Origin of the sequence: Flavisolibacter ginsenosidimutans (genome assembly GCF_007970805.1) — a bacterium.
In the GTDB taxonomy this organism is placed as follows: Bacteria; Bacteroidota; Bacteroidia; order Chitinophagales; family Chitinophagaceae; genus Flavisolibacter; species Flavisolibacter ginsenosidimutans.
The window spans coordinates 3726712-3752706 of record NZ_CP042433.1 but is presented as its reverse complement, the minus strand read 5'-3'; the positions used below and the strand labels follow the sequence as shown (position 1 = coordinate 3752706).

Genomic DNA, 25995 nt, shown 5'->3' with positions numbered 1-25995 from the left:
ATGGTTGCAATATCCTTCATTACCGTTACCATGAACAACCGGCATACCGTAAAGCCTTTGTTCGATTCATTTTTCGAAACCGCTGGCGATGCCCTTCCTTATGAATATTTTGTTGTGGACAATTGCTCCACCGACGGAACGGCCGAATTTATCAAGGCAAATTATCCAGGAATCAAGTTGGTTGAAACGGGGCGGATTCAGGGTTTTGCGGCAAACAACAACGTTGCCATTGAGCAATGCAGCGGTCGGGTTATTGCCCTTATCAATCCGGACATTGTCTTTTTACCCAACGCGGTAAACAACGTTTTAACTTATTTGCAAAACCATGCCGACGTTGGAATGGTGGGGCCTTTGTTGTTGAATGCAGACGGCTCTTTGCAGAACTCTGCCCGCCGTTTTTTAAATCCCAAATTGGCTTGCCTACGTTTGTTGACCTTGGGAAAAGACTCGGTGCGAATAAAGCCCATACAACATTATCTCACTTCGTATAATCCTGCCGTCGAAAGCCAGTATGTCGATTGGGTGATCGGCGCAGCCATGTTCGTCAGGCGCGAAGCACTTGAAAGCGTGGGCCCGCTTGATACCAACTACTTTCTTTACATAGAAGACCAGGATTGGTGCTTTCAAATGTGGAAGAAGAAATGGAAGATTGTCTACCATACTTCATCGCGTCTTATTCACGACCATCAGCGTTCCAGCGCAAGAAAACTTAGCAAGAAATCTTTGTGGCATGTGCAAAGCATTCTTTATTTTCTTCGAAAAAATTACTTAGCCAGGGCTTAATTTCTTTACACTCCTCATCTCTTCTTTTACGCTTGCATTTCATTGCAGCTCCTTTTACTGCAAGCGGCTTTGCGCCCGTGCGTATTTTTACCAGTGCCGGTTGTTGTGGTTAATACTCAATTTTCCCGAGCCTCTTTCGCGGTGTACCGGCGGGCGGCTGCATTTTCCTTCTCTTTTGCCTGTTGGTCTTTCTCCCAAAACAATACCTATACAATTTTGCTTTAAAGCCTGCATTGAACCTATTTGCAAAAAATAAAATAACCTCTATGTTTGTCGCCCCCTCGCTGCACGCGTAACGCCAAGGAGACGTAAGGATTTTTGTGAAGAACCTGAAACTTCTTCTTGCTTCTCCACAAAATCAACGTCTTACTTGCTGCGTGTATATGCAGAGATTGGCATTATTCAAGCTTTTGTGAAACACCCCAAACTATGCTTAGAGAATCGGTGGTTCTGATTCGGGTCAAAATGTTCCTTGACCTGCTGATGATCGGTACAATCATCCTTGGCGTCGAAAACTATTTCGTTTATCCGCCGCGGCTCTCATTTTTGTCTACTTTTTCATTGGCTCTGCTGGGCAATCTCGTTACCTGGCTTTTGTGCGCCCGGTCTTTTGGTCTTTACAACGACTTGCGGCTGAAACCTTTTTCCGTCGAGTGGATCATGTTCCTGAAAGCCTTTGGCCTTTATGCGCTTATCACGTCGTTTGTTGCCTTCCAGGTATTTAAAAGCTACCCGTACAACCAGCATCAGTATTTGCTGCAGTGTGTCTTGCTTTTTCTGCTGCTTCCGGTACAAAAAGTTTTGCTGCGGGTACTCTTTAAAAAATTTCGCAACAGCCCAAACGTAAAACGCAAAGTATTGATTGTTGGTGCCGGTCAAACGGGACTAAATTTTTACCGCGACTACGTGCAAAACCTTCACTACGGCTACCAACTTGCAGGTTTTGTTGACGACCAGAAACACCCTTCACTTAACGGTCATTACCTGGGCAAAACTTCAGAACTGAAACACGTTATCTCCCGCCACGACCTGGATGACATTGTGGTAACGTTGCCCATCACCCGCGAAAGCGAAATCAACGAAATTGTAACCCTTGCCGAACGCGAAGGGAAACGGGTGCGCATTATTCCGAACTTTGAACATTTTGGCAGTGGCCGCATGCAGGTTGACCGCATGGGCAACCTCTCCATGATCACGCTTCGACCGCTGCCGCTCGATTCGCTTGATAACAAAATTTACAAACGCATTTTCGATATTGTTTTCTCTTTACTTGTTGTGGTTTGCGTGTTTAGCTGGCTGTTTCCAATTATTGCTTTACTCATTAAGCTGACCTCGAAAGGACCGGTCTTCTTCAAGCAGGAACGCTGGGGACTAAATAACAAAACCATTGTTTGCTGGAAGTTTCGGACCATGAAAGCCTGCTCCTGTAAAGATGTAGACGAAGCCGGCAAATACAAACAAGCCAGCAAAAATGATCCGCGCATTACACGCATTGGAGGCTTTTTGCGAAAAACCAGCCTCGATGAAATGCCACAGTTCATTAACGTGCTGTTTGGCTCCATGTCGGTGATTGGTCCGCGGCCACATCCCGTTCCGCTCAACCTTGAATCGAAGGACGCGGTAGAAAAGTACATGATGCGCCTGTGGATGAAACCCGGTATCTCAGGCTGGGCGCAAGTAAACGGTTATCGCGGCGAAACAAAAGATCTTTTTCTTATGAAGAAAAGGGTGCGCTACGATCTTTGGTACATTGAAAACTGGACCTTCTGGCTCGATTTGCAAATCATTGTGCAGACGCTGGTAAACGCCGTGAAAGGAGAAGAAAACGCCTATTAAGACAGAGCTATCTTTGCCGCCGTTTTATTTACCATGAAAAACACCCGCCGTTCTTTCTTTGCTTCACTGCTTATATTTTTCAGCATTGCAGGCGTTGCACAAACGCTTCCAGCAGGAACACCTTTTCTCGAAGAAAGTTGGCGCAGGGCCCAAGTTGAAGGCAAAGCTGACAGCAACGTTTCGTTTACCGTGCGACCTTTGACGGCTGGCGCAACATTGCCGTATGATTCGCTTTACCAAACGCCGACTTCTGTTTTTTTTCAACGCGGAAAAACACTCGTTCGGTTGCTTCCGCTTTCCCTTACGCAACAATTCAATTCACATCATCCTTACGGCTGGAACGACGGCTCGATGATTCCTGCCGCCGGCTACCAGGCGCAATTCTCCGTAGGGCTCTTTGCCCGTTTTGGGCCGTTCAGTGTTCAACTTCGCCCGGAATTCGTTTACGCACAAAACGCATCCTTCGCTACGTTTCCGTCACAGCACAACGACAGCATCTGGCGCAGCTATTACTACACCGTATTAAACAAGATTGATGCGCCGGAACGCTTTGGCAACGGCACCTACACAAAGTTGTTTGCGGGACAATCGAGCATCCGGCTCAACGTTAAAAAACTTTCACTTGGACTCAGTACCGAAAACCTGTGGTGGGGACCGGGCATTAGAAATTCTTTGCTGATGACCAACAACGCACCGGGCTTTCCGCACGTCACGGTCAACACCACGGCCCCGCTGCTTTCGCCCATCGGTTCGTTTGAAGGGCAATTGATCAGCGGCTTTTTAAAATCATCGGGCATACTACCGCCCGACACAAGCCGAACGTTTAACGGTCAAAAGCTTTACACCGAAAAGCCGCAGGGCGACCGGTATGCAAACGGCATGATTCTTACTTGGCAACCCAAGTGGACCAAAGGTTTGTTCCTTGGTTTTTCGCGGATGTTTTATTTGTACCGCGCCGATGTGCAACACTCGTTCAATGGCTACCTGCCCGTCATTGGCCATTTGTTTAAAGGCAGCGGCAACGTTGCTGAAACCGAAGACGCACGCAAACGCGACCAGATCATTTCTTTTTTCTTCCGGCTTTTGCTGCCAAAAGAGTTTGCGGAAGTGTACGGCGAATTTGGCCGCAACGACCACTCCGAAGATTCGCGTGACCTGGCGATGGAACCCGAGCATTCACGGGCTTATGTAATTGGCTTTCGAAAGCTGTTTGCAACCGGAAAGAAAGGTGCAAAGCTTGAACTGATGGCCGAGCAAACCAACCTGCAAATTCCTTCCACCATTATGTTGCGGGCACAGGAAAGTTGGTATGCGCATTACCAGGTTCGCGATGGCTATACCAATCTTGGCCAGGTTGTTGGCGCGGGCATTGGGCCGGGAGGCAACAGTCAAACCATTGGTTTGAGTTGGGTGAAAGATTTAAACAAGACCGGGCTTTTACTGGAAAGAATTATTCACAACAATGATTTTTATTACGATGCCTTCGTGCCTACACGCAACAACCTGCAGCACTGGGTTGATCTTTCAATAGGAGCAAGCAAAAGCTGGCAAAAGAAAAATTTCCTGTACAAAGCAGGCCTTACCTGGACAAGATCATTGAACTATGAGTGGCAGTACCGCGAAGACCGGAGCAATTTGCAAGCACGCCTTTCCGTGCTGTACCGGTTTTAATAAGGCTGATAAGATGCAAGAGGGTTTGTGCTAATTGTTTTTGCGCCACCAACGGTAACCGATGATGCCGGCAAGAACCAGTGGCGTACCGGCCAGGTAAAGAATGCCTGCGTTGATTTTACCCGCCGGCTTTTCGCCCATTTGTTCGGCGGTGCGGGTGCATACCGAGCATTGTGCGTTTGCATCCGCTGCAAAAAAAATAGTGGCAAAAAGAAGCGAAAGAGAGAAGAAGGTTCTTTTCATAGCCCTACAAAAGTAAGCACAGAAAAAGCCGGAGGGGTAAGCCCCGGCTTTTTTTATTCTCGTTCTCTTAGTAGATGGATTCTGCAAGTTCTCTTTCGTGCTGCAATACGGCCGTGTGCGGCAACAGGCTTCGTACATAGCGTTCGCTTATTTCGTTGGGACGGTAGCGGCTGAATTCTTTACTTAATGCCACAACGTTCTTCTTGTACAAAGGCGTGCTTACCACCTGCTCTACGGCCTTTCGGATTTGTTCCGGCGAAGGACGTTCGGTTTTCAAATTAATGCCCAGGTGAAAGTAGCCCACCCGTGCGCAAATTTCATTTTTGCCTTCGTGCACACCGGCAACAACCATTGGCAAATTGTTTTGAATGCTTAACTGCACGCCGCCCATGCCGCCGTTGGTTACGTACACATCGGCATAAGGCATTACGTCGTCAAAAGGGATGTAATCTTCAATGATGACGTTGGATGCGCCGTATTGCCGGCGAAGCTTTTCGGTATCGCTGCCGCCCGTTGTTACCACCACAAGGCAATCCGTGTTGCGCAAAGCTTCCAGGGTTGGCACCAGCAATTTGCTGTTGTCTTTTTCCACCGTGCCTTGCGTTACCAGCACCGTTTTTTTGTATTGCGTCAGCTTCTCGTTAAACCAACGAGCGCCGGCTTTCTTTACGGAATAAGGAAGAAGCGGGCCAACGTATTTGTATTTCGGGTCAAAGTCGCTGCGCTTGTACTCAAAGCCCGGCGTGCCGGTTTGCAAAATGAGCTTACACTTTTCAGGCATCAGGTCAAATACCGAAGCCGTTTGCGATTCAATGCCGTAGCCGCCCAATACCTGCCGCATGGCTTTGTTCGATTTGGCAAACAAAATATTCCCGGCCACAAAGCGTAGCAAACCTTGCTTCAGGCGGCCGAAAATGTTGGTTGACGGCGTCATTCCCAAACCCGCAGGCGGCAGGTCTTTACTGGTTTTGGTAACGGGAACAATGCCGACGCCAACGACGGGTATTCCCATCAAATCGCTTACGAACGGGATGCCGGTAAACATGATATCGGCAACGAGCAAATCAAAGGCAAAGTCTTGGTGAATGGCTTTGAGATCCTGGTAATATTCGGGGCCGCGGTTAATGAACACGTTGATGATGTCAAAGTTCAGTTTTGCCACCGGCGATTTCTTTTGTTTGCGCTCCGGTAAAATCGCATCTACGTTATCGCCGGTAATTTCCAATGCCTTGTCGAAAGGGTAGAAAGGAATGGCGAGTTTCTGAAGTTTCGCCTGGTAGGTTTTAGACGTGTACCAGCGAACATCATAGCCCTGATCTTTTAAATGCACGGCCAAACCGGTTAATGGATTAAAGTGGCCGTCGGCCGGAAAGGTTGCGAATAAAATTTTTGCGCCTTGCGGCAATTGTTGTGTGATGTTTAAATAGTTGCCTTGGTTCATACAGTTGGGTTTTGAGTTTGCAAGATTATTGCAACATCAAAATCAACGGAAGGCAAGGATGAACGGATTGGCGGCGAAGGGGAATGAGTTGATAATATTTTGTTACAAGAATTTAGGTGCGTCTTTGTATTCTCTTCCAGCAGCGAAAAAAGGAACGCTTGGTAAGCAAGAGCCTTAGCGAAGTTGTTTTTCGTATTGCCCCACTTTCCACCGGTACATTTTTATCAGGCTTTGTTGTTCAGCTTCATTTATGCGGTTTTTCTTTTCGTGCGGATCGGATGGAACGTCAAACAATTCTTCGTAAATCACTCCCTTGCCTGAATTGTTGCCGTTATAGTAGCGCATGTATTTCCACGTAGGCGACACCAGCCCAACGGATTTGGGAATATACGCACTGGGGCCACCGTCGTAAGGGTGTTCGTAAAAAAAATCTTCGCGCCATTTTGCCGTGCTTCCGCTTAATAAAGGTTGTAAAGATTCGCCCTGCATTTTATTCGGTACGCTTACATCGGCCCAGGTTAAAATAGTGGGGGCTAAATCAATGTTCAAAACCATTTGCTCCACGATCTTTTGCTGCTGCGGCATTCGCGGATCATAAATGATCAACGGAACGCGAATGCTTTCCTCGTGGCCAAACCATTTTCCTTCAAGGCCGTGCTCGCCCATATAATAACCGTTATCGCTGGTGAAAACAAGAATGGTGTTTTGATCGAGCTTGTTTGCCCGCAGGTAGTCGCGCAACTCGCCAATTACTTTATCTACACCGCTTACAAGCCGGTAAATGGCGTGGTAAGTCGTCTGAAATTTATCGGCCGTAGAAAACCGCATGTTCCAACGTACCCGTCCTTCGTTTTGCACGTTCTGTTCATTTTTGCGCCAGCGTGCCGGAAAGCAGGTGTAAAACTTTTCTTCGTAACTATCGGGATACGGGAACTGAATATTGGTGTACCAACTGTTGAAATAGGGATCAGGGCGGAAGCCGTTGTTTTCGGTTACACCGTCTTCGCTGTGCGGCGCTTTAAAACTAATGCTAAGGCAAAAGGGTTTCGACTTGTCGCGGTTTTTTATAAACTCCTGCGCCTGCTCACCCATGAGTGTACTTTCGTGCACGGTGTTGCCGGCCGCATCTTTGTAAAAATAAACGCCGTGTCCGGGATAGCCTTTCCAATAATCAAAAGTCCAGGACGGCAAGTTTGTACCTACGCCGTATTTGCCGATAAAACCTGTATAGTAGCCGTTCTTGCGAAGAAGAGAAGGATAGGTGTTCTGCAAGGCTTCAACCGGCAGGTCTTTGTCAAAATCGGTAATGCCGTGCCTTTTTGCGTACTGGCCGGTAAAAAGGCTGGCCCGGCTGACGCAACAAATAGCAGAGGTTACGTAACTGTTTTTAAAATTAGTGCCTTGAGCGGCCAAGGCATCTATATTGGGTGTAATGGCGTATTTGTTCCCGGTACAGCCCAAGGCATCGAAGCGCATGTCATCGGCCAATAAAAAAATAATGTTGGGTTTTCCGGCAAGATTAACCTCACCGTCAGGCGACCGGCGGCAATGCCAATTTGCAACTGCCAAAACGATACAACAGATCACCCAAGCCTTTTTCATTGCTTTTTAAATTTTTGCCGAACCGGTTACTGCAAAACACCGGGTATTATCAGGCGTTTTGCGCTTGTTCAAAACTTTGGGAAGTAGGTACTGGATTGAGATTCAAAAGCAGGCGGCAGGTTGGGTTCTTTATTCAAAGGATAGTAAATCGTCTTTGCTCAATTCTTGTTCATCCGTTCCTTAAAAATACAGGTTTTGTTCGTTTATGCTTTTCCGAATAGATATAACGGTCGCCTTTCCCCTTCAAAAGCATTCCGTGCCCGTTGAAAGCCGGGAGTAGAAATCATTTCAAAATCGCGAAGACAATCGCTCCAACGTTTACTTTTCTTAAAAGAAAGATAGCGCAGTTTCTGCTTGGCGCCATCCTGAACAGTTGACTTTAGAGAACATGTAATGATGATGTGAAGCAAAGGAGATTGTGCAGCCTTACCTTGTTTCTCTATATTTCAAACACGCAAAACAGTTACGCCGCCCGCCAAAGCATATGCTTTGGCCGGTAAAAAAATAGTTGCCCAAGGCTTGGGCAACTATTCTATCTTAAATCGTAAGTATGGCTAATCTTTTAATGACCGGTAACTGTTGTTTGGCAAATTCATCAGGAAATTAATCTTGTTTGTAACGTAGTTTACTTCCAGAATTTTTGCAGCGCTGCCACAGCCAATAAAGTAAGTATCACCCTTTTTCTGCACCGATCCCATGTATTGAATAAAAGTGTTTTGGGGAACCGTAAACTCTCTGAATGAACCAATGGTTTTTTCCACTTGGTTTAGTTGAAACTCCACAATTCTTGAATAAGGCCTTTCAGTTGCTTCGCCGTTATCTACTAACAACAAGGTATTGTTGTTATCGGTTAAAGTTGCACTGTGTTGCCTTAAAAATTTCATCCCGGGTGTCATAAGAAAATTACTGTTCGTACCACCCAGGCGCCAAATAATGTGGCCGTCTGTTCGGCTAATTTTAATGATCTGGTTTAGGTTACGCAGAGAACAAATAAGATTGTTGTCGGTTGGGTCAACAAATACAGAATTCATGTGCACATAATCGTGCAAAACATTGCCGTTGCTAAAAGCGTTTCCTTCAACGCTTTGCTGGTAAAGCTCGGGGTAATTCGTTCCGTCCCATTCCCATACTACTTTATCGTCTTGAATTTCCTGGATCACAGAAGCCACTACTTTGCAATTAGCCACGGGATTTAACGAGGCCGGTATGTTGCTCACCGTTTTTTGAAAGCCGGCAAGGGTGATGAAATGGTTGTCATCAAGATAAATGAATTCGTGTCCGTCAATTGCAGTCGGATCGGATGCCGTTCGTCCGTCGTAAGGCAAAAGTCTTAACCGCTTAATTTCCTGAAAGTTTTCATTCAGTACAACAGCCGTAGTCGGCCAAAGACCTTGCGAAAGTGCTACAGCGGTTGTGTCATACTCCATGTAGCTGTATCGGGTTTTACCGTTCACTTGCCATTTCTGAAAATTGATGGCTGCCGTTGGAGTCGCTTTCTGCGATAGGGTATTGCCGTATTTATCTAACACCGTCAAACTTCCGGGTAACTTGTAATTAGAGGAAAAGGTAGAAAGAACAATTTGACCATCTGTGGGATTAGAAAGAATGGTAACGCCGTTACCCGCCAGGTGTTCTCTTGTGCAGCTTGTAAAAAATAAGGCCAGCACAAGAGTGAAAGCAGTGCAAATCTGTCTCATGGTTTTTAATTGGTTCGGTTATATATATTGGAAGAATGCCTATACGACAAACGATGCGGCAACAGGTTTAACCGGTGCGGTTAATTATGGTTAAAGAAAAGCCCCGGCAATTTTTGCCGGGGCGTTAAGGAATAAACCGTTTTATTTATACCGCTTCGGCGCTCATGCGCTTTTGCTGTTTTACTCTCTCGTTTTCGTCAAGTATCACTTTGCGCATCCGTATGTTTACCGGTGTAACTTCAATGCACTCGTCCTGCTGAATGTACTCCATGCATTCTTCCAGCGTCATCTCTCTCTTGGGTGCAATATTGGTAGCCGCATCGGAACCGGAGGCGCGGTGGTTGGTTAATTTTTTTCCTTCGTTTGAGTTCACCACAATGTCGCCCGGCTTGTTGTTTTCGCCAATCACCTGTCCGCGATAAACTTCCTCGCCCGGATCAACAAAAAAGTACCCGCGGTCCTGTAATTTATCCAGCGAATAACCGGTTGTTGTGCCGTTGTCTTTCGCAATCAAAACACCGTTGTTGCGGCCCGGAATGGGACCTTTCCAGGGTTTGTATTCCGAGAAGCGATGGTTCATTACGGCTTCGCCGGCGGTATTGGTCAGCATGTTTGTACGCAAACCAAGCAATCCGCGGGACGGAATTTCAAACTCCAGGTGCTGCATCTCGCCCTTGGTTTCCATTACCAGCATTTCGCCCTTGCGGCGGGTAACCAGGTCAATTACTTTTGAAGCGTATTCCTGCGGCACGTCCACAACAAGCGTTTCAAAGGGCTCGTGCTTTTTGCCGTCGATTTCTTTGGTAATCACCTGCGGCTGGCCAATGGTCAGTTCATAGCCTTCGCGACGCATCGTTTCAATCAATACACCCAAGTGCAGGATGCCGCGACCGTAAACCATAAAGCTGTCGGCGCTGTCGGTATCGTAAACCCTTAAGGCAAGGTTCTTTTCTGTTTCCTTCATCAAACGATCACGCAAGTGACGCGATGTAACAAACTTTCCGTCACGGCCAAAGAAAGGCGAATTGTTGATGGAGAACTGCATGTTCATCGTCGGCTCATCCACGCTGATTACTTCCAGCGCTTCGGGATTGTCCGCATCGGCAATGGTATCGCCAATGTTGAAGCCTTCCAGGCCAACAACGGCGCAAAGGTCACCGGCCACTACTTCGCTGACTTTCTTTTTGCCCATGCCTTCAAACACGTACAGTTCGCGAACGCGTTGTTTTTTAATAACACCGCCATCCTGCATTAACGCAATGGGTTGGTTTTCTTTTACCGTTCCGCGGGCTACTTTGCCAATGGCAATACGGCCAAGGAAAGAAGAATAGTCCAGCGAGGTGATTTGCATTTGCAAGGGACCTTCGGATACTTTTGGCTGCGGAACGTGCTTGATGATGCCGTCGAGAAGCGGCGTGATGTCTTCGCTTTGTGTAAGGCTGTCGTTAAACCAGCCGTTCTTGCCCGAACCGTAAAAAGTAGGGAAGTCAAGTTGTTCTTCGGTCGCATCAAGGTTGAAGAAAAGTTCAAACACCGCATCGTGCACTTCATCCGGGCGGCAATTGGGTTTGTCCACTTTGTTGATGATAACGATTGGCTTCAGGCCAAGGGCCAATGCTTTTTGCAATACAAAACGGGTTTGCGGCATTGGGCCTTCAAAGGCATCCACCAACAGACAAACGCCGTCGGCCATTTTCAACACTCGTTCTACCTCCCCGCCAAAGTCGGCGTGGCCCGGAGTGTCAATCACGTTTATTTTAACGCCTTTGTATTCTACCGCGGCGTTTTTTGAAAAGATGGTAATGCCCCGTTCGCGTTCGAGGTCGTTGTTGTCCATGATGAGTTCACCGGTGTCCTGGTTTTCACGGAACACTTTCGTAGCATGAAGAATTTTATCAACCAGCGTAGTTTTTCCGTGGTCAACGTGGGCAATGATTGCGATGTTTCTGATATCCATAGTTTGAAGCTTTCAGTCATTAGCTTTCAGTTACCAGCAAAGAACAAGTTCATTGCTGAATGGCTGATTGCTAACCGCTGTTTTAAGAGGCGCGAAGGTAAGTCATTAAAGTTGGCAAGCCAGACGATGAAGCATCGTTAACAAAAAGTTTTCGTGAAGAGAAGGTTTAAGAAGGATCGCTTTGAGGCAAGGGAGATTTCTTTTCCATGTTTTCTTTTGCCGTTCTCCAAAAAGAGTACATGGCGTCGTTATCAACCAAAAACTGGCGAAGACGTTCGCCCGGGGGCTTTGACAGCCAAATTTCCAATTGGAGTTTTTTTATATGATCGGGGGTATCGGTCATAACACCAAATCAAAAGTAGTCAATTTCAGTTCTTTGATCCATTCCACAATATAGACCTTGTCAAGCGTTGGGAGTTCCAGAAGATTGCGGATGTCCTGCATTTGTATTGCACTTTGATACCCTTGTATCCAAAGTAGTTTGGCCAAGATCAAATCTTCGGGCGACACAGTATAAACCGGCATTTCTAAAAACTCCATAACCTGCCGCCTGCTGAAAGCCGTTCGGTGATACGCGGTTGTTTTTAATACGATAAAATCAGCTTTGTCTCTGCACCGCATCTACAATGGCTTCTTTGTCGCAGTAATATTCTTTGCCGAGTTGTTGAATGATTGTGTCCACGTCGCCGGGCCGGATTGCCACGACAATATCAATATCTCTTGTTGCCCGCGGAACGATATAAATGCTCATGGCAACGCTGCCGGAAAGCATATAAGGAATTTCGTTGTCGTTTAAAAAGCGAATGATGTTTTGAAAGAATTCGAACATACATTGAAGTTAAACGCAATCCAACACTCATTGTCGCATCGTAAATCTGCCAACGCAGTTTTTCACAATTGTACAGTTTGGCATAATATTCTCTAAACACAAGCACATTAAACCTTGTCACTTATGAAATCTATCAAACAAACCCTTTTCGTACTCGCCGGTTCTTTTGCTACTACGTTTTCTTTTGCCCAGGTAAACCTCGGTGTAACCAACACAACCAACGCAGCCGTTAAAACTTCGGTGAACGCTACCAAGGCCACGCAAGCCACAACCGCTGCCGCTACGAAAGCTACAACCGCGACCACTTCAGCCACGAAAGCTACCGTATCAACAGCTGCTACCAACGCATCGAACGTAAAAACAAAAACCGTTGTTGCCACACAAAAAACCGCTGACAAAGCAGCGCAAAGCAGCAATGTAAACGCAAGCGTGAACGCAGGCGCAAACGCGAACGGTTCATCATCTGCCGCAAGCACGCAAACAAGCGGCACCACGCAAACAGAAGTTGGCGCTGGTGTAAGCGTAAACGGAAGCAGAGCTGTTAGTACAACCGAAGAAGGCGCCGCGCAAACAAAAACCAAAGTAAAATCAACCGCAGACGGCACCGTGGCCAAGGTGAAAGAAAAAAGCGCTGAGGCAAAAACAAAAGTGAAGACAACGGCCGATGCCACAAGTGAAAAAGCAAAAAATACACACGTAGAAGCTAATGCCAATGTAAAAGCAGAAACAAAGGCGAACGTTGCTAACCAATAACCCTTAATCAGTAAGTAGCAAGAGCCATGAGACGCAAGTCTTGTGGCTTCTTCATTCCAAAAACCCTGACACATGAAAACGCTGCAAAAACTTTTTGTTTCTCTTTTGTGCCTTGCCTGCTTCAGCGCTTCGGCACAAAGCGATTCGGCAAACAGCAAGGTCCAATTCAAGCTCAGTTTTAATTACAATACCGGCTTAAATTATTACGGCCGCACCGACAGCCTCAGAAGCAGTGGCTTTTTCCCGATGGCCGAGCTTTGGCTCTCGTCAAAATTTTACGTGAACGCCGCACCTGTTTTTGTAAACAACCGTGTGCAGCATTTTGCTTACGCTGGTACCGTAACAACTATCGGTTACCAAAACGCCACCAGCAAGTGGATCACCGGTGTTTATTTTTCGAAACCGTTTTATAAAGTCAATAGCGACCTGGTGCAATCGGCCTTGAAAGCGCAAGGCGGCGCAAATCTTTCCTTTCTCAACAAGTATCTTAACCTGAATGTTGGCGGCGATATTAAGCTTAGCGACCGGACCGACTTTGGTGCCACCGGCGGTGTTGATCATCTCCTTCGCATTGAGAACAAGGACAAAAGTGTAGTTGTTTTCGATCCTTCGTTTTACGCCTATGCCGGTACGCAAAACTTTCAACGCAGTTATTATAAAAAAGCGAGCAACGGCTCTTTGCTTTTTCCTTCCTCCACCCAGCAACTGGTAACCGAGCAGGCAACGCGTTTTGGTGTGTTGGCTTTTGAATTTTCGGTGCCCGTTGTGTACGCAAAAAACAAATGGACCTTTGTGGCAAATCCCGCTTACATTCTTCCGCAAAACTTAATTACCGTATCCAACCGCCCCGATTTATCGGAGAAGGGCGAGAACATGTTTTACGCGTCGCTGACGGCGAAGTATAGTTTTTAAGACAAACAAAGAAGGAGTACGTTCCACTCTTCCCTTTAATCTTTGTCTCTTAGCTTTGAACGCATGAAGCTTCTTTCGCTAAACGTAGGCAAGCCGCAGGAAATAACCTGGGACGGCAAAACCCTTCGCACAAGCATTTTTAAAAGCGCCGTTGCGGATGAAAGAAAAGTTTCTTTTTTGAACATCGAAGGCGATGAGCAATCTGACCTTCGCGTGCACGGTGGCGTAAACAAGGCGGTGTACGCATACGACGTTTCGCACTACGAACACTGGAAGAAACTATTGCGGCGGCAAGACTGGCCTTGTGGATTATTTGGCGAAAACCTGACCACGGAAGGCTTGCCCGACGACAAAGTAAAAATTGGCGACGTTTATCAAATCGGAACGGCGCTGATGCAAGTTGTTCAGCCACGCTTTCCCTGCAATAAACTCAACGTTCGTTTCCAGCTACCCGACATGGCGGAACGCTTTGCCACGCAGCGACGCCACGGCATTTATTTCAGGGTGGTAAAGGAAGGTGTTTTAAAAGCCGGCGATGAAATTTCTCTGCTCGATCCTTCGCCGTTTAACGTAACCGTACAGCAATACGTGGATTGCTACTATGCCAAAGGAGCAGACAAAACACTTGTGGATGCAATTCTTTCCATTCCGTTTTTGCCCGAAAGTCAGCGCCGTGCTTTTACGTCTTTCGCTTAAGAAGAAATTTTTCTGTGCTTTGTTTTTAACCCGCCGTTTCAAATTCCGCCAAAAATTTGCCCGCGATATGCGATAAATTTGCAGCTTAAATAAACGAGTCATGATTAAAACAGGCAACCCCATCATCAGCATATACACCGAAATGACGCCCAACCCGGAAACGATGAAGTTTGTGGCAAACAAGCTTCTTTATCCCGGCAAGAGCGCCGATTTTCAGGAAGTGGAAAGCGCCAAGCCCTCGCCACTAGCCAACGAATTGTTTGGTTTTCCTTTTATCAAATCCGTTTTTATCGCGTCCAATTTTGTCACGCTGACAAAAACACCCGAAACCGATTGGAACGATGTCATTCCCAGCATTCGCCAGTTTTTGAAAGAATACCTGGAAGAAGGCAAGCCGGTAATTAACGAAGACGAACTGGCAACCGTAAAACAGGAAAGCAGCAACGAAGTGGCCGCTGACGACGACGACGTGGTAAAACGCGTAAAAGAATTGTTGGAAAATTACGTGAAGCCTGCCGTAGAAATGGACGGTGGCGCCATTCAGTTTAAAAGTTACGACAACGGCGTGGTGAACCTGATGTTGCAGGGTAGTTGCTCGGGTTGTCCTTCTTCGATGATTACATTGAAAGCCGGCATCGAAGGCATGATGAAGCGCATGATTCCGGAAGTGAAAGAAGTAGTAGCTGAAGCAGAATAATTGGGTTTGAAACGAGTTGAAAGCATTCACTTATCCGTGGATGCTTTTTTGTTTTGCGTTGCGCTCTTCACCTTCTTCACGATCTTTTTGATGTTTTTTTCCTTTGTTTCCATTTCGCCGTTATCGTCCATTAAAATAGCCAGGGAAAACAGGGGCGGCGTGTCTTCAAAAATAACTTTCACAATGGCCATAATGGGTACGGCAAGGAACATGCCCGGTATGCCCCAAATGGCTCCGCCGATAATGACGCCAAGAATCGTTGCCAAGGCATTGATGCGCACTTTGGAACCGACAATGCGCGGCAGTAAAATATTGGAGTCCGTTAAATGAATCACGAGAATGCCTACCGTAGCCCAAACAACCGTTGACGCATGGTTGGTGCTGAACGTAACAAGCGCCGTGATAATGCAGGCGATGAAAATTCCGATATAGGGAATGAGGTTAAGCAAAGCGCCAATGACCCCTAAAAGCAAAGCATATTTTACACCCAGTATAAACAAGATTCCGGAGTAAGCAATGGCCACTACGGCCATCTCAATAGCCAAACCAACGATGTAGCTGCGGATAACGTATTTAATCCGCTCAAAGATGTTGTAGATGCGGCCACTGAACTCATCGGCAAAGGTGTAAATGAAAAACCGAACAATTAAGCTGCGGTACAAAAGCAATAAAAAGGTTTGCAGGAAAACAATGAGCATGGTAAGAAAACCGCCCGAGACAGTGCCCAGTGCTTTGTTAAGGATGACAGAGGTGGAAGGAAGCATGTCGGAAGCAGATGAATTAAAAAGTTCGTGCACCTTATCGGTGCTGAGATGAAACTTTTCTTCGAGCCAGAGTTGCAGGTTGCCGATGGCCTCCTGCATGTTTTTCATCATCGCCGGAAAATCGTTCTTAAACGACACGACGGAAGAAGAAATAAAGTAAAAAACAACAAAGAAAACAATGAGTGTTACCAAGAGGCAAATCATGCCGGCAAAGCCCCTGGAAACACCCAAACGCTCCAGCTTGCGGCTTGGCGAAGAAAGCAAAATGGCAAGCAGGCAGGAAAAGGCAAGCGGTACAAGCACATGCTGTCCGAAATAAAGAATAGCAACCGTAAGCACAAAGCAAAGCAGCGGGTTTGCCATTTTAGCAAACACAACAGAGGTAGATGTATTTCGGAAAATGCCCATCTTATAAAAGTAGCAATTGCCGTGCAACATTAAGGTTGGGTCGTTCACACAAACCTTGCACTTCTTTTGCAGCAGCAACAACGATATGAAAGTTTTCGTGCTTTTGCTCTTTGCCGCTCTTTCTTCTTGTGCCGTTCTGCAGAGCAACGAGTTTATTTCACGTGCCGTAATCCTCGCAGGCAATCACAACAACGTTTACTTTCTTCCTTACGAAAGCGGCACGGCGCATTACGTTGTGCAGGGTTATGAATCGCTCTTTTCTCACCACGGCGACTTTGCCATTGATTTTAAAATGAAGCCCGGAACAAAAGTGATGGCCGCAAGAAGCGGCGTGGTGGTGTTTGTACGGCAAAGCACGGCCCGCGGCGGCGTTGGCAAACGGTACGCTGGCACCGGCAACGGCGTTACCGTTAAACACAGCGACTGCAGCTTTGCACACTACTGGCATTTGCAACAAAATGGCGCCCTCGTTTCCGTAGGCGACAGCGTTGAACAAGGCCAATGCATTGGCCTTAGCGGTAGCACAGGCTTTAGTGCGTTTCCGCATTTGCATTTTGAAGTCACCCGTGCGTTGCAAAAAAAGCGAACCTCGTTTCCGGTTCCTTTTTTAACCGAAAAGGGCGCGAAATTTTTGCAGCCGCTTCGCCGGTATAAAGCAATGTGAACGCCATTAGCATTTAGCCAGGCGTGGCGTACAGTACTAAATTTTTTCAAGCAAACGGCGAACCGCTTATTGCCAACTTCTAGTAGGTTTGCGCTTTATGCAGGATTTCTTTCAGCAAGTAATCGCGAATCTTAAAAACACGTCGCTTCTTGAATTCATCGCGGTGGTGTCGGGCATCGTTAGCGTGTGGTTTTCGCGAAAAGAAAACATCTGGGTCTATCCAACGGGGCTGATCAATACCGTTATCTATATCTACCTCAGTTTACAAGCGCACCTCGTTGGCGAAGCCAGCGTAAATTTTTATTACACCGTGATGAGCATTTACGGCTGGTGGCTGTGGGCCCGCAAGGACGTGTCGCACAAGCCGCTTGTGCACATTACGTTCTCCAATAAAACAGAATGGTTACAGGAAATCATCTTCTTTGTTTTCTTTTACGTGACGCTGTTTTTTATCCTTACGTATTTGCGGCGTTCTTTTCCCGGCGTTATTCCCTGGGCCGATGCGTTTGCCTCGGCAACGGCTTACACTGGCATGTGGCTGATGGCAAGAAAAAAAGTAGAAAGCTGGTGGTGGTGGATCCTGACCAACGCGGCCAGCATTCCGTTGTACTACGTAAAAGGATTGGCGTTTACGAGTGTATATTACATTGTGTTGTTGGTGATGGCCGTATTTGGTTTGATAGAATGGAAACGACGGGCAAAGGAAAGCCGCAACGCATTTGAATTTGAAACGGCATGAAACGCATTGTCATCACGGGTCCCGAATCAACCGGCAAAAGCACGCTGTGCGAACAATTAGCCCGGCATTACAACACGGTGTGGTGTCCCGAGTTTGCACGCCACTATCTCACCGAGAATGGAACGGCTTACGGCTATGATGACTTAACCGTTATCGCAAAAGGACAATTAAAGTCCCAGGAAGAAAAAGAGGCCGAAGCCAAAAACGGTTTCTATTTTATTGATACCGACATGTACGTGATGAAGGTCTGGCACGAAGTGGTGTTTAACGCTTGTCCCACCTGGATTTTAAAAACCATTGCCAAAACCCGTTACGACCTGTACCTGCTTTGCGATACCGATCTTCCCTGGGCCAAAGATGAACTGCGCGAATACCCCGACATTGCCACACGGCAAAAACTTTTTCGCATTTACAAAGACGCGGTCCTCAACAGCGGCATACCGTGGGCCATCGTGAGCGGCAATAACGAACACCGTTTGCACACGGCCATTAATGCCATCGAAACTTTTACAAACAAATCCATTCCTGCTTGAACCGTTTTTTTCAAAAACATCACTGCACCATTTTTTACGCAAGCTGGTTTTTACTGGGAGCCGTCCAATGCATTTTTACCGAATTGCAGGACGACGAAGCCTACTATTGGGTTTATGCGCATTACCTCGATTGGGGCTACTTCGATCATCCGCCGATGATTGCACTGCTGATAAAAATCGGAACGATTTTTTTGCGCGGAGAAATTGCTGTGCGCATCGTGCCTTTGCTGTTAAACACGGCCACTATTTATGTCACGGAGAAACTTACTTCACCGAAGAACCCTTTCTTGTTTTATGCAATTGCATTGTCCGTTGCGGTTTTGCAAATTAGCGGCTTTGTAGCAGTGCCCGATGTACCGCTGATGTTTTTCACGGCTTTGTTTTTTCTTGTTTACCGGAATTATTTGCAGCAATCTTCCTGGCGGAATGTGTTGTGGCTTGGCCTTGTTGCGGCTTGCTTGCTGTACAGCAAATACCACGCGGTGCTGTTGCTGTTTTTTGTTTTGTTGTCGAATGCAAAATTGCTTCGCGATGCAAAAATTTATGCGGCGGGAGCCCTTGCGTTGCTTTTGTTCACACCACATTTGTATTGGCAATACCAGCATGATTGGATCAGCTTTCGTTACCACCTTTTTGAAAGCAACGTAAATCCCTACAAATTCAATTACACCACCGATTATATCCTCGGTCAACTTCTTCTTGCCGGTCCTATTGCCGGTTTTATTTTGTGGCCTGCTTCTTTTCTTTACCGCACAAAGAACTCCTTCGAACGCAGCTTAAAATTTACCGCAATTGGCTTCTTTCTTTTCTTTTTACTCAGCACCTTAAAAGGAAAAGTAGAACCCAACTGGACGTCGCCGGCCATTGTTCCGGTGATGATTTTAGCGCACAAATACTTGCAGGAAAAAGCCAGCTGCCGAAAATGGCTGATAAGGCTTTTACCCCTTACAATCGTTCTTGTTATTGCCTTTCGCTTTGTGATGATTTTTGATGTAGTAAAAGCAGAAGCCATCGTTGAACGTTATCACGCCTGGAAAGGTTGGCCGCAGGAAATTCAAAAGCGAACCGGTTCGAATTTGTTTGTCTTCAATAACAATTACCAGCGGGCTTCGAAGTTTTGGTTTTACAGCGGTAAGATGACTTATTCGTTGAACAAATTTGACGACCGCCGCAACAATTACAACTTTTGGCCGGTGGAAGACTCTCTTCTCGGCAAGCCGGTTTACATCATGGACATTTACGATGTAGAGCAATACAAAACCACCATCAAAACGCCGCTTTACACCGTGGGTTATTATTACGATAGCGCTTACAATGCCTTTGCAAAAATCACCTTCAGCGCAAAGGATGTAACGGCCAAAGCAAACGATTCGTTATGCTTTGATATTTCTGTAAACGTTCCGCCGCAATATCAAACCTATCTGCTAACGCACACGAACGTGAATCCAAAAATTGCACTCGGATTTTTCGACGGGCAGAAGATGATTAAATACATTGAACTGCCGTTTGCGCTGCAAGACGTAGTTCAAAAGAACATTCGCAGTCTTTGCGTTCTTCCGCAGCTAAGTCCCGGAAAATATTTCATGCGCTTCGGTGTGATGTCGGACAGCAAGCTTTATTCGCACAACAGCGAGAAGATTAAGCTGAAAATTTCTGAACCATGATTTGGGGAGATGAAAAGATTTAGGAGAAATAAAAGAGTCGTTCATCACTGAACGACTCTTACTTTATCAAGCCGTTTTCATTTCTTGTTAATCCATAAATCCACCCAAATCGTGGTTCGGACATCATGGTTCAGAAATTACCCTTTGCACGTCTTCATCTTTTTCCAAAAAGCTCATTTGTCCCATCACCCAGGCGCTGCGTTGCAACACCTGGCGGTGCGGCGGTTTTACGGTAAATACTTTTGGGTTGGGAAGACAGGCGGCAATCATTGCGGCTTCTCTTCGCGAAAGAGCCTTCGCAGGCTTGCCGAAATAAGTTTGCGATGCTGCTTCGGCACCGTAAATGCCTTTGCCGGTTTCAATCACGTTCAGGTAAACATCCAGTATGCGTTGCTTGCCCCAAATCCATTCAATCATTTTGGTAAAATAAATTTCCAAACCCTTGCGAAGCCAATCTCTTCCCTGCCACAAAAAAACATTTTTCGCTACTTGTTGACTGATGGTGCTTGCCCCGCGAATACGGTTGGGTTTTTTCTGGTTATACTCCATTGCCTTTTTGATGTTCTTCCAATCAAAGCCGCTGTGGTCGGGGAATATCTGGTCTTCGGAAGCAATGACGGCAAGCTTTAAATTGGGTGAAATGTTCTTGCCGCTCACGTAATCTCTTTTCAGGCCGTCGCCGCTAATCCAACTGCTCAACTGCGTTAGCGTAACGGGCGGATAAATCCATTTCAACACAACGATGTAAAGCAATTGCGCAAGAAATAAAATGAGGAAGATGCGTTTTGTCCAACGCCAAATTCTCCGTCCAATGCTTTGCTTTTCTTTCCTGTTTTTGGCTTTCATCAATGGCCTGTCTTTTTGCCCCACAACAGCAAAATAAGCAACACAATGCCAAAGGCGAGAATAATGAAGCCGTTGATTTTGTTGATGCGGTGCATGGTGCCCAGCGTAAGCTTGCGGCGCAACTTGTCGGCAAATAAAACTTTTGCCACATCAGCGCTTAACGCGATGAGCAAAGCGGTGCCAAAAATAACGGCCCGCTGCCCGATGGTGTACATCACAAAAGCTGTGGCCGTGGTAAACCATACGGCAATGATGCCGGGGTTCAGAATGTTCATCACCGCGCCGGTTAAATACAATTGGGCATAGTAGCCGTGCCCTCTTATTTTAATTTCTTTTCCAGACTGCACCGTTTCCACTTTTTTAAAAAAGAGATAATACACACCGCCGGCAATAAGCAGGATGCTTCCCGCAATGCCCAGTGGCTCTTTGTATTTTAACAGGACGCTGAAGAAGTGCGAGAAAGCATTGCAACAGATCACGAGAAAAACATCTACCGAAAAAATGCCGAGGATAAAGGCCAGTCCGCCGCGCCAGCCGTGGTCGAGGCTTTGCTTGATGACGGTAAACACGATTGGCCCAACGGACACCGCGAGATACAAGCCAAGCAAAAGACCTTTGATGAGTGCATCAAGCATAGCGAAAAGTATAAGGTGAAAGATAAGGTAAAGAGCGGTTTTCGGCCGCGAAACGGAAAACGTAAATTCACCCTTAAACCGATGGAACACGACAGCAAGAGCAAGCGAAGTAAAATACTGGGCGTTCGTACAAACTTTACGTTGCGTTTATTAACGATCGAAATAATCCGCGCAATACTTTTCAATCCGTGTCATCCGTGGTTCAAAAACGCCTCCCAGTCTTTCAACATCTTTCCTTTCAATACCCGTGGAAACTTGTGCTGGCTGCCCAGCTTTCCTTTGGACTCCATGAATTTTATGAACGTTTCTTCGGGCAGTATTTGGACAAAAATTTCCTTCAGCGCCGACGTTCGTTCAACAGCATAGTCATCGTTCAATTCGCACAAGCGTTCGTCTATTCGTTTGATCAATGCATTTGGGTCAACTTCGTCGTTGCAGGCAATGTACCATTTGTGCGCAAAAAGATTTTGATGCGGGAAACCCATCACCGTAAACTCCGGTATCGAGACGTTGAACTCATTGCTTACCAACTCAACAGCCTTGTTCATATTTTCCACACTTAAGTGCTCGCCCACAAGGCTCAAAAAATGTTTGGTGCGTCCGGTAATCACCACCTCACTTCGTTTTTTGTTTACAAAGCGCACCGTGTCGCCAAGCAAATAACGCCAGGCGCCGGCGTTGTTGCTTAAAAGCAAAGCGTATTCTTTTCCTTCTTCCACTTCGTGCACCATCAGGGCCTCAGGGTTGGCAATCATCTTTCCTTCGCCGTCAAAATTTTTATCGTCGAACGGAACGAATTCCAAAAAAATGTTGTTGTTCAAAATGAGGTGAATGCCTTGCGCATCTTCGCGGTTTTTAAAACCGATGAAGCCTTCGCTGGCCAAATAATTTTCGATGTAAACAATGGGTTTGCCCAAGAGTTTTTCAAAGCCTTTTTTGTAGGGCTCAAAGGCCACGCCGCCGTGCACAAAAAAGCCAAGGTTGGGCCACACTTCGTGAATGTTTTTTACGCCGTAGTGTTCAATTACCATCTCCATGCACATCTGGCACCAGGCCGGTACGCCCACAATGTAACCGATGTCCCAATCTCTTGCATGCTCCACGATCTCGTTCAGTTTTTCGTTCCAGTCCTTTATTCGGGCAATGCGGCCACCGGGTTTGTAAAAAGTTTGAAACCAAAAGGGACGGTTGCGTGCAAGAATGCCGCTTAAGTCGCCGGCGTACCAACCGGCCGCGCCTTTTTGTAAATCCGTAGCGCCGCCCAACATCAGAAAGCCTTTGGTTACCGCATTGCGTGGCAAGTGCTCATAACTTAAAAGCGAGATAAGTTGGCGAATGTAATTCACGCGGTTGCTGCGCAACATCTCTTTGGTTACCGGAATGTATTTGCTGGCCGCTTCCGATGTCCCCGAACTCAAGGCGTAATATTTTATTTTGCCGGGCCAGGTTACGTCGGGTACACCGTCGAGCGTTTTCTTCCACCAGTCTTCGTAAATTTTATTGTAGTCGTGCACGGGAACGGTTTGCTGAAAAGCTTTTGCAGGATGGACGTTTAATAATATTTTATCAAAGTCGTAATGTTGTCCAAACGCAGTAAAGCGGGCTTTTTTCAACAACTTTTTCAGCACACGCAATTGCTGGCGTTGAGCATCTTTTTGGGATAAACGAAGGGCCGAGGCTATTGCTTTGGGAAGCTTGATATCAATGAGTCTTGCCATTCAACAATCGTAGTTAGAAGCCGTACTAAAGTTAACCTCCTTAGCCGCCTAAATCTTTGTAATGAGAAAAAATTGTTTTGATGTCGAGCGATGGTTCGTAGTTGCGGGCATACCAATAATTGAGCAGGTAAAGGTTGTTATCGCTGAACGAGACGACGACCTCTTTCTTTCCGTTTGGCGCCAGCACGCTTTTGCGAACGAAGGGCAACGAAGGCTCTGCGTTGCTGTAACCTACCCATGTTTTTACTCCGAACAAAACAGCCACGCAATTCGCAAAAAATTTCATCGGTTTTTTTACCAAAAAAAATTGTACCGGAAAGATGAGCAGAAACAGAAGCGATGCCAACACGTCAACGAGCCGCTTCAGCCGCCGGTTGGATGGAAGCGCCAAAGCAAAGTCTGTTTCGGCGGAAAGAATCTCGCCGCTTTCGGTGCTGGTATCGCTGCCTACGATGCTGCTGCTGCCTGCTGCGTGGTAGCGAAATTTCAACTTCGTTCGCAAGCGTTCCGTAAGCGCAATGATTTCTTTGTACGAAAGCGTGCCGGCACAAAACACCAGTTCCTTTGCGTTGAGTGCTTCGGCGGTGTTTTCAATATTGTTCAAATGCGCAATGGCAGATGTCTGTGATCCGTTGATGCCGATGCGCCCAATGATGCGGTTTCCAAAACCTTTTTCCCCTAAAAAATTTTCAACCCTGTTGTACTCGGCCTTTGACGCAGCAATAACAATGTGCGGCCTTGACGAAGCGTCCAAAGGCTGGGGAAGAACGGCGGCTTTGGCAAGCAACCATCGTTCAAACGAAATAAACAGGAAAGCCGTTATTGCACCGAAAACAACGATGCCCCGCGAAAAACGGTATTGCTCTGGCAACAGCGCATACACGGTGAGCAGCGTAACCGTTGCCACAACGGTGGAACGGGCCACGCTCCGGCGTTTATAAAAACGGTCATAAAGACCTGCGTAATAAGCAGCAATCAGGAAGAGCAATGTGAATAGGGGAAAGGAGACGAGCAACAATTTATCGGGATAGACAATGTCGGTGCGCACATATCTTACCCAGGCTTCTTTTACGGCCAAAAAGCTAAACAGAATAATAACGGCGTCAATTGCGGGAATACCGACCCATTTTATCAGCTTCACAAAAGCCGAAACAAAAGCCCGCAACCATATAGCCATGCGGATGGAAAAATGAAACACGCTTGCCCTTGCGCCACCGTAATGTTTTTTTACAAAAACGCTCATGGCCCTGTAAAACATCAGCACGTAATTAAGGCTTCCGCGTTTGGTGCTTTCGCCTTTAAAATGAACGATGCTTGTTTCGGCCAGGTAATAATTTTTATAGCCGGCTTTCTGAATGCGGTAACTCAGGTCTACGTCTTCGCCGTACATAAAAAAGTCTTCGTCAAAAGCGCCAACGGTTTGCAAGACCTCTTTTTTTGTCATTAAAAAAGCGCCGGCCAGCACATCTACTTCGTGATTGTTTTCTTTATCCAGATAACCCAAATGGTAACGGGCAAAAATTTTTGACGTTGGAAAGAGATGCGCCAGGCCAGACAATTTAAAAAGCGATGTAAGTGGTGAGGGGAAGGCGCGTTTGCTTTCTTTTAAAAAGCACCCGCTGCCGTCAATCATCTTTACACCCAAAGCCCCGCAATCGAAATGCGATTCAAAAAACCGAACGCAGGTAGAAAAGCTGTCTTCCGCAACAATGGTATCGGGGTTCAAAAACAAAACGTATTTGCCGGTGGCTTCCTGCAAGCCGCGGTTGCAGGCCTTGCCAAAGCCGCTGTTGGTTTCGTTCCGTATAAATTTTACCTGCGGGAATTTTGGCCGCAAATAACAAAGGCTGTCGTCGGTAGAGTGATTGTCCACTACAATAACCTCCGTCTCGGTTTCGACTGAAGCTTTCGATACCGAATAAAGGCATTGCTCCAGAAAGTATTTTACGTTGTAGTTTACTATGATAACGGAAAGCGTCAACGGCAGAGAATTGTAAGCGGGCAAACGTAGGGAAACTTCGGCGAAAAACGTTGATCGTTGATGGTTGGAAGTTGATCGGAGAAAACAGCCGCAAAGTCGAACAACGGCCAACGACCAACACTTACTTTTGCGTATGTTTAAAAACACCCTTCTCAAGGCGCTCAATGCCGCGGCCGACGAGATCACCAAGTTCAACGACCTTGATTTTAAGATCAGCAACAAAGAAGGCGTCAACAACCTGGTGACCGAAGTGGACCACGCTTCGGAGAAAATCATCATCGAAACAATTAAAGACGCCTTTCCCGATCATTACATTCTAAGCGAAGAGATCGGCGAATTGATTCAAGATTCGCAATACAAGTGGATCATTGATCCCATTGACGGCACGGTGAACTTTGCGCACCGCATTCCCATTTGTTGCATTTCCATCGGGCTTGAGCACAACGGCAAGATGATACTTGGTGGCGTGTACAACCCTTTCTTAAACGAAATGTTCCTTGGCGAAAGAGGACAAGGCGCAACGCTCAACGACAAACCCATCAGCGTGAGCAAAAAAGCAGTAGTGGAAAATGCCTGTTTGGTTACCGGTTTTCCGTACACATATCTGGATGAGCCCAACGGTCCGCTTGAAGTCTTTGACCGCTTTATTCGCAGAGGCGTGCCGGTGCGCAGGCTTGGGTCAGCAGCAATTGATTTGGCCTGGGTAGCTTGCGGCCGCTTTGATGGTTTTTATGAGCATAAACTGCAGGCTTGGGACAGCGCCGCAGGATTTTTGTTGGTGGAAGAAGCCGGAGGAAGGGTGACAAATTTAAAAGGCGATGAATACTCGCCGTATAAGCCGGGTATAGTGGCGACGAATGGTATCATTCACGATGAGTTAGTTGAATGGGTGAAAGGAAACGTTCCAAAACAATCTTAATTTGAAC

Annotated in this window: 24 protein-coding genes; 12 read left to right on the top strand and 12 right to left on the bottom strand. The window is 46.6% G+C overall.

Translation table 11 applies throughout. The features are described from left to right. The 3 genes from FSB75_RS15920 to FSB75_RS15910 all read left to right on the top strand — a co-directional run bounded on the left by FSB75_RS15920 (nt 1) and on the right by FSB75_RS15910 (nt 4290). Complete coding sequence (locus FSB75_RS15920) at nt 1–783, top strand: glycosyltransferase family 2 protein (RefSeq protein ID WP_146789514.1); 783 nt, start codon at nt 1–3, stop codon at nt 781–783. A gap of 465 nt (nt 784–1248) precedes the next feature. Further along, complete coding sequence (locus FSB75_RS15915) at nt 1249–2619, top strand: undecaprenyl-phosphate glucose phosphotransferase (RefSeq protein WP_172623176.1); 1371 nt, start codon at nt 1249–1251, stop codon at nt 2617–2619. A gap of 33 nt (nt 2620–2652) precedes the next feature. Next, nucleotides 2653–4290 carry a capsule assembly Wzi family protein gene (locus tag FSB75_RS15910; protein WP_146789510.1) on the top strand — a complete coding sequence of 546 codons (1638 nt, stop codon included), beginning with the start codon at nt 2653–2655 and terminating at the stop codon, nt 4288–4290. A 30-nt stretch (nt 4291–4320) separates the two neighbouring features. Here the strand turns inward: FSB75_RS15910 and FSB75_RS15905 are convergent, their stop codons facing one another. From FSB75_RS15905 to FSB75_RS15875, 7 genes are all read right to left on the bottom strand, one after another. Beyond that, on the bottom strand, nt 4321–4533 hold the full coding sequence (locus FSB75_RS15905) for a hypothetical protein (protein WP_146789508.1): 213 nt from the start codon (nt 4531–4533) through the stop codon (nt 4321–4323). Nucleotides 4534–4600: 67 nt separating this feature from the next. Next, entirely contained in the window at nt 4601–5974 is a 1374-nt protein-coding gene (locus FSB75_RS15900) for a glycosyltransferase (protein ID WP_146789506.1), read from the bottom strand. Between the two features lie 174 nt (nt 5975–6148). Then, entirely contained in the window at nt 6149–7576 is a 1428-nt protein-coding gene (locus tag FSB75_RS15895; protein WP_146789504.1) for a sulfatase family protein, read from the bottom strand. 554 nt (nt 7577–8130) lie between these two features. Next, the gene (locus tag FSB75_RS15890; protein ID WP_146789503.1) at nt 8131–9273 is read right to left on the bottom strand and encodes an aryl-sulfate sulfotransferase; all 1143 of its coding nucleotides are present in this window, start codon (nt 9271–9273) and stop codon (nt 8131–8133) included. Between the two features lie 145 nt (nt 9274–9418). Further along, nucleotides 9419–11230: a translational GTPase TypA gene (typA, locus tag FSB75_RS15885; RefSeq protein WP_146789500.1), complete on the bottom strand. Its 1812-nt coding sequence runs from the start codon at nt 11228–11230 to the stop codon at nt 9419–9421. A gap of 339 nt (nt 11231–11569) precedes the next feature. After that, nucleotides 11570–11851, bottom strand: coding sequence for a hypothetical protein (locus FSB75_RS15880; RefSeq protein ID WP_146789498.1), 282 nt, complete (start codon nt 11849–11851; stop codon nt 11570–11572). Beyond that, on the bottom strand, nt 11829–12059 hold the full coding sequence (locus FSB75_RS15875; protein ID WP_146789496.1) for a hypothetical protein: 231 nt from the start codon (nt 12057–12059) through the stop codon (nt 11829–11831). Before FSB75_RS15875 ends, FSB75_RS15880 begins: the two co-directional genes overlap by 23 nt. Nucleotides 12060–12182: 123 nt before the next feature. On the opposite strand from FSB75_RS15875, the gene FSB75_RS15870 reads away from it, so the two are divergent. The 4 genes from FSB75_RS15870 to FSB75_RS15855 all read left to right on the top strand — a co-directional run bounded on the left by FSB75_RS15870 (nt 12183) and on the right by FSB75_RS15855 (nt 15117). Next, a complete protein-coding gene (locus tag FSB75_RS15870; protein ID WP_146789494.1) occupies nt 12183–12812 on the top strand; it encodes a hypothetical protein in 630 nt (209 codons plus the stop codon). Nucleotides 12813–12884: 72 nt separating this feature from the next. Beyond that, nucleotides 12885–13724, top strand: coding sequence for a hypothetical protein (locus FSB75_RS15865; RefSeq protein ID WP_146789493.1), 840 nt, complete (start codon nt 12885–12887; stop codon nt 13722–13724). A gap of 63 nt (nt 13725–13787) precedes the next feature. After that, nucleotides 13788–14420 carry an MOSC domain-containing protein gene (locus FSB75_RS15860; RefSeq protein WP_146789490.1) on the top strand — a complete coding sequence of 211 codons (633 nt, stop codon included), beginning with the start codon at nt 13788–13790 and terminating at the stop codon, nt 14418–14420. A 100-nt stretch (nt 14421–14520) separates the two neighbouring features. Next, on the top strand, nt 14521–15117 hold the full coding sequence (locus FSB75_RS15855) for a NifU family protein (protein WP_146789488.1): 597 nt from the start codon (nt 14521–14523) through the stop codon (nt 15115–15117). Nucleotides 15118–15143: 26 nt separating this feature from the next. Here FSB75_RS15855 and FSB75_RS15850 read toward each other — a convergent pair whose 3' ends face one another. Beyond that, complete coding sequence (locus FSB75_RS15850; RefSeq protein ID WP_172623175.1) at nt 15144–16289, bottom strand: AI-2E family transporter; 1146 nt, start codon at nt 16287–16289, stop codon at nt 15144–15146. 85 nt (nt 16290–16374) lie between these two features. Here FSB75_RS15850 and FSB75_RS15845 point away from each other — a divergent pair, with 85 nt between their 5' ends. The 4 genes from FSB75_RS15845 (at nt 16375) to FSB75_RS15830 (ending at nt 19889) form a co-directional block, all read left to right on the top strand. Next, nucleotides 16375–16953, top strand: coding sequence for a M23 family metallopeptidase (locus FSB75_RS15845; protein WP_146789484.1), 579 nt, complete (start codon nt 16375–16377; stop codon nt 16951–16953). A 97-nt stretch (nt 16954–17050) separates the two neighbouring features. Beyond that, a complete protein-coding gene (gene pnuC / locus FSB75_RS15840; protein WP_146789482.1) occupies nt 17051–17692 on the top strand; it encodes a nicotinamide riboside transporter PnuC in 642 nt (213 codons plus the stop codon). After that, a complete protein-coding gene (locus FSB75_RS15835; RefSeq protein ID WP_146789480.1) occupies nt 17689–18225 on the top strand; it encodes an AAA family ATPase in 537 nt (178 codons plus the stop codon). The genes pnuC and FSB75_RS15835 overlap by 4 nt, the downstream gene beginning before the upstream one ends. After that, on the top strand, nt 18222–19889 hold the full coding sequence (locus FSB75_RS15830) for an ArnT family glycosyltransferase (RefSeq protein ID WP_146789478.1): 1668 nt from the start codon (nt 18222–18224) through the stop codon (nt 19887–19889). Before FSB75_RS15835 ends, FSB75_RS15830 begins: the two co-directional genes overlap by 4 nt. A 123-nt stretch (nt 19890–20012) precedes the next feature. Here FSB75_RS15830 and mtgA read toward each other — a convergent pair whose 3' ends face one another. The 4 genes from mtgA to FSB75_RS15810 all read right to left on the bottom strand — a co-directional run bounded on the left by mtgA (nt 20013) and on the right by FSB75_RS15810 (nt 25069). Beyond that, nucleotides 20013–20735 carry a monofunctional biosynthetic peptidoglycan transglycosylase gene (gene mtgA / locus FSB75_RS15825; RefSeq protein WP_146789476.1) on the bottom strand — a complete coding sequence of 241 codons (723 nt, stop codon included), beginning with the start codon at nt 20733–20735 and terminating at the stop codon, nt 20013–20015. Beyond that, on the bottom strand, nt 20735–21370 hold the full coding sequence (locus FSB75_RS15820; protein ID WP_146789474.1) for a LysE family translocator: 636 nt from the start codon (nt 21368–21370) through the stop codon (nt 20735–20737). Before FSB75_RS15820 ends, mtgA begins: the two co-directional genes overlap by 1 nt. 191 nt (nt 21371–21561) lie before the next feature. Continuing rightward, nucleotides 21562–23088 carry a GH3 family domain-containing protein gene (locus FSB75_RS15815; RefSeq protein ID WP_146789472.1) on the bottom strand — a complete coding sequence of 509 codons (1527 nt, stop codon included), beginning with the start codon at nt 23086–23088 and terminating at the stop codon, nt 21562–21564. A gap of 40 nt (nt 23089–23128) precedes the next feature. Then, entirely contained in the window at nt 23129–25069 is a 1941-nt protein-coding gene (locus tag FSB75_RS15810; protein ID WP_172623174.1) for a glycosyltransferase family 2 protein, read from the bottom strand. A gap of 133 nt (nt 25070–25202) precedes the next feature. Between FSB75_RS15810 and FSB75_RS15805 the strand changes: the two genes are divergently transcribed. After that, nucleotides 25203–25988, top strand: a complete 786-nt coding sequence (locus tag FSB75_RS15805) for an inositol monophosphatase family protein (RefSeq protein WP_146789468.1) — start codon at nt 25203–25205, stop codon at nt 25986–25988. The last annotated feature ends 7 nt before the right edge of the window (nt 25989–25995 follow it).

Excerpts from the sequence above, each read along its gene's own strand:
- FSB75_RS15880 (WP_146789498.1), bottom strand. The coding sequence starts at position 11,851 with ATGCGGTGCAGAGACAAAGCTGATTTTATCGTATTAAAAACAACCGCG.
- FSB75_RS15815 (WP_146789472.1), bottom strand. The coding sequence starts at position 23,088 with ATGGCAAGACTCATTGATATCAAGCTTCCCAAAGCAATAGCCTCGGCC.
- pnuC (WP_146789482.1), top strand. The coding sequence starts at position 17,051 with ATGCAGGATTTCTTTCAGCAAGTAATCGCGAATCTTAAAAACACGTCG.
- FSB75_RS15870 (WP_146789494.1), top strand. The coding sequence starts at position 12,183 with ATGAAATCTATCAAACAAACCCTTTTCGTACTCGCCGGTTCTTTTGCT.
- FSB75_RS15835 (WP_146789480.1), top strand. The coding sequence starts at position 17,689 with ATGAAACGCATTGTCATCACGGGTCCCGAATCAACCGGCAAAAGCACG.
- FSB75_RS15860 (WP_146789490.1), top strand. The coding sequence starts at position 13,788 with ATGAAGCTTCTTTCGCTAAACGTAGGCAAGCCGCAGGAAATAACCTGG.
- FSB75_RS15850 (WP_172623175.1), bottom strand. The coding sequence starts at position 16,289 with ATGGGCATTTTCCGAAATACATCTACCTCTGTTGTGTTTGCTAAAATG.
- mtgA (WP_146789476.1), bottom strand. The coding sequence starts at position 20,735 with ATGAAAGCCAAAAACAGGAAAGAAAAGCAAAGCATTGGACGGAGAATT.
- typA (WP_146789500.1), bottom strand. The coding sequence starts at position 11,230 with ATGGATATCAGAAACATCGCAATCATTGCCCACGTTGACCACGGAAAA.
- FSB75_RS15890 (WP_146789503.1), bottom strand. The coding sequence starts at position 9,273 with ATGAGACAGATTTGCACTGCTTTCACTCTTGTGCTGGCCTTATTTTTT.
- FSB75_RS15875 (WP_146789496.1), bottom strand. The coding sequence starts at position 12,059 with ATGTTCGAATTCTTTCAAAACATCATTCGCTTTTTAAACGACAACGAA.
- FSB75_RS15895 (WP_146789504.1), bottom strand. The coding sequence starts at position 7,576 with ATGAAAAAGGCTTGGGTGATCTGTTGTATCGTTTTGGCAGTTGCAAAT.
- FSB75_RS15855 (WP_146789488.1), top strand. The coding sequence starts at position 14,521 with ATGATTAAAACAGGCAACCCCATCATCAGCATATACACCGAAATGACG.
- FSB75_RS15900 (WP_146789506.1), bottom strand. The coding sequence starts at position 5,974 with ATGAACCAAGGCAACTATTTAAACATCACACAACAATTGCCGCAAGGC.
- FSB75_RS15820 (WP_146789474.1), bottom strand. The coding sequence starts at position 21,370 with ATGCTTGATGCACTCATCAAAGGTCTTTTGCTTGGCTTGTATCTCGCG.
- FSB75_RS15915 (WP_172623176.1), top strand. The coding sequence starts at position 1,249 with ATGTTCCTTGACCTGCTGATGATCGGTACAATCATCCTTGGCGTCGAA.
- FSB75_RS15910 (WP_146789510.1), top strand. The coding sequence starts at position 2,653 with ATGAAAAACACCCGCCGTTCTTTCTTTGCTTCACTGCTTATATTTTTC.
- FSB75_RS15865 (WP_146789493.1), top strand. The coding sequence starts at position 12,885 with ATGAAAACGCTGCAAAAACTTTTTGTTTCTCTTTTGTGCCTTGCCTGC.
- FSB75_RS15905 (WP_146789508.1), bottom strand. The coding sequence starts at position 4,533 with ATGAAAAGAACCTTCTTCTCTCTTTCGCTTCTTTTTGCCACTATTTTT.
- FSB75_RS15805 (WP_146789468.1), top strand. The coding sequence starts at position 25,203 with ATGTTTAAAAACACCCTTCTCAAGGCGCTCAATGCCGCGGCCGACGAG.
- FSB75_RS15845 (WP_146789484.1), top strand. The coding sequence starts at position 16,375 with ATGAAAGTTTTCGTGCTTTTGCTCTTTGCCGCTCTTTCTTCTTGTGCC.
- FSB75_RS15920 (WP_146789514.1), top strand. The coding sequence starts at position 1 with ATGGTTGCAATATCCTTCATTACCGTTACCATGAACAACCGGCATACC.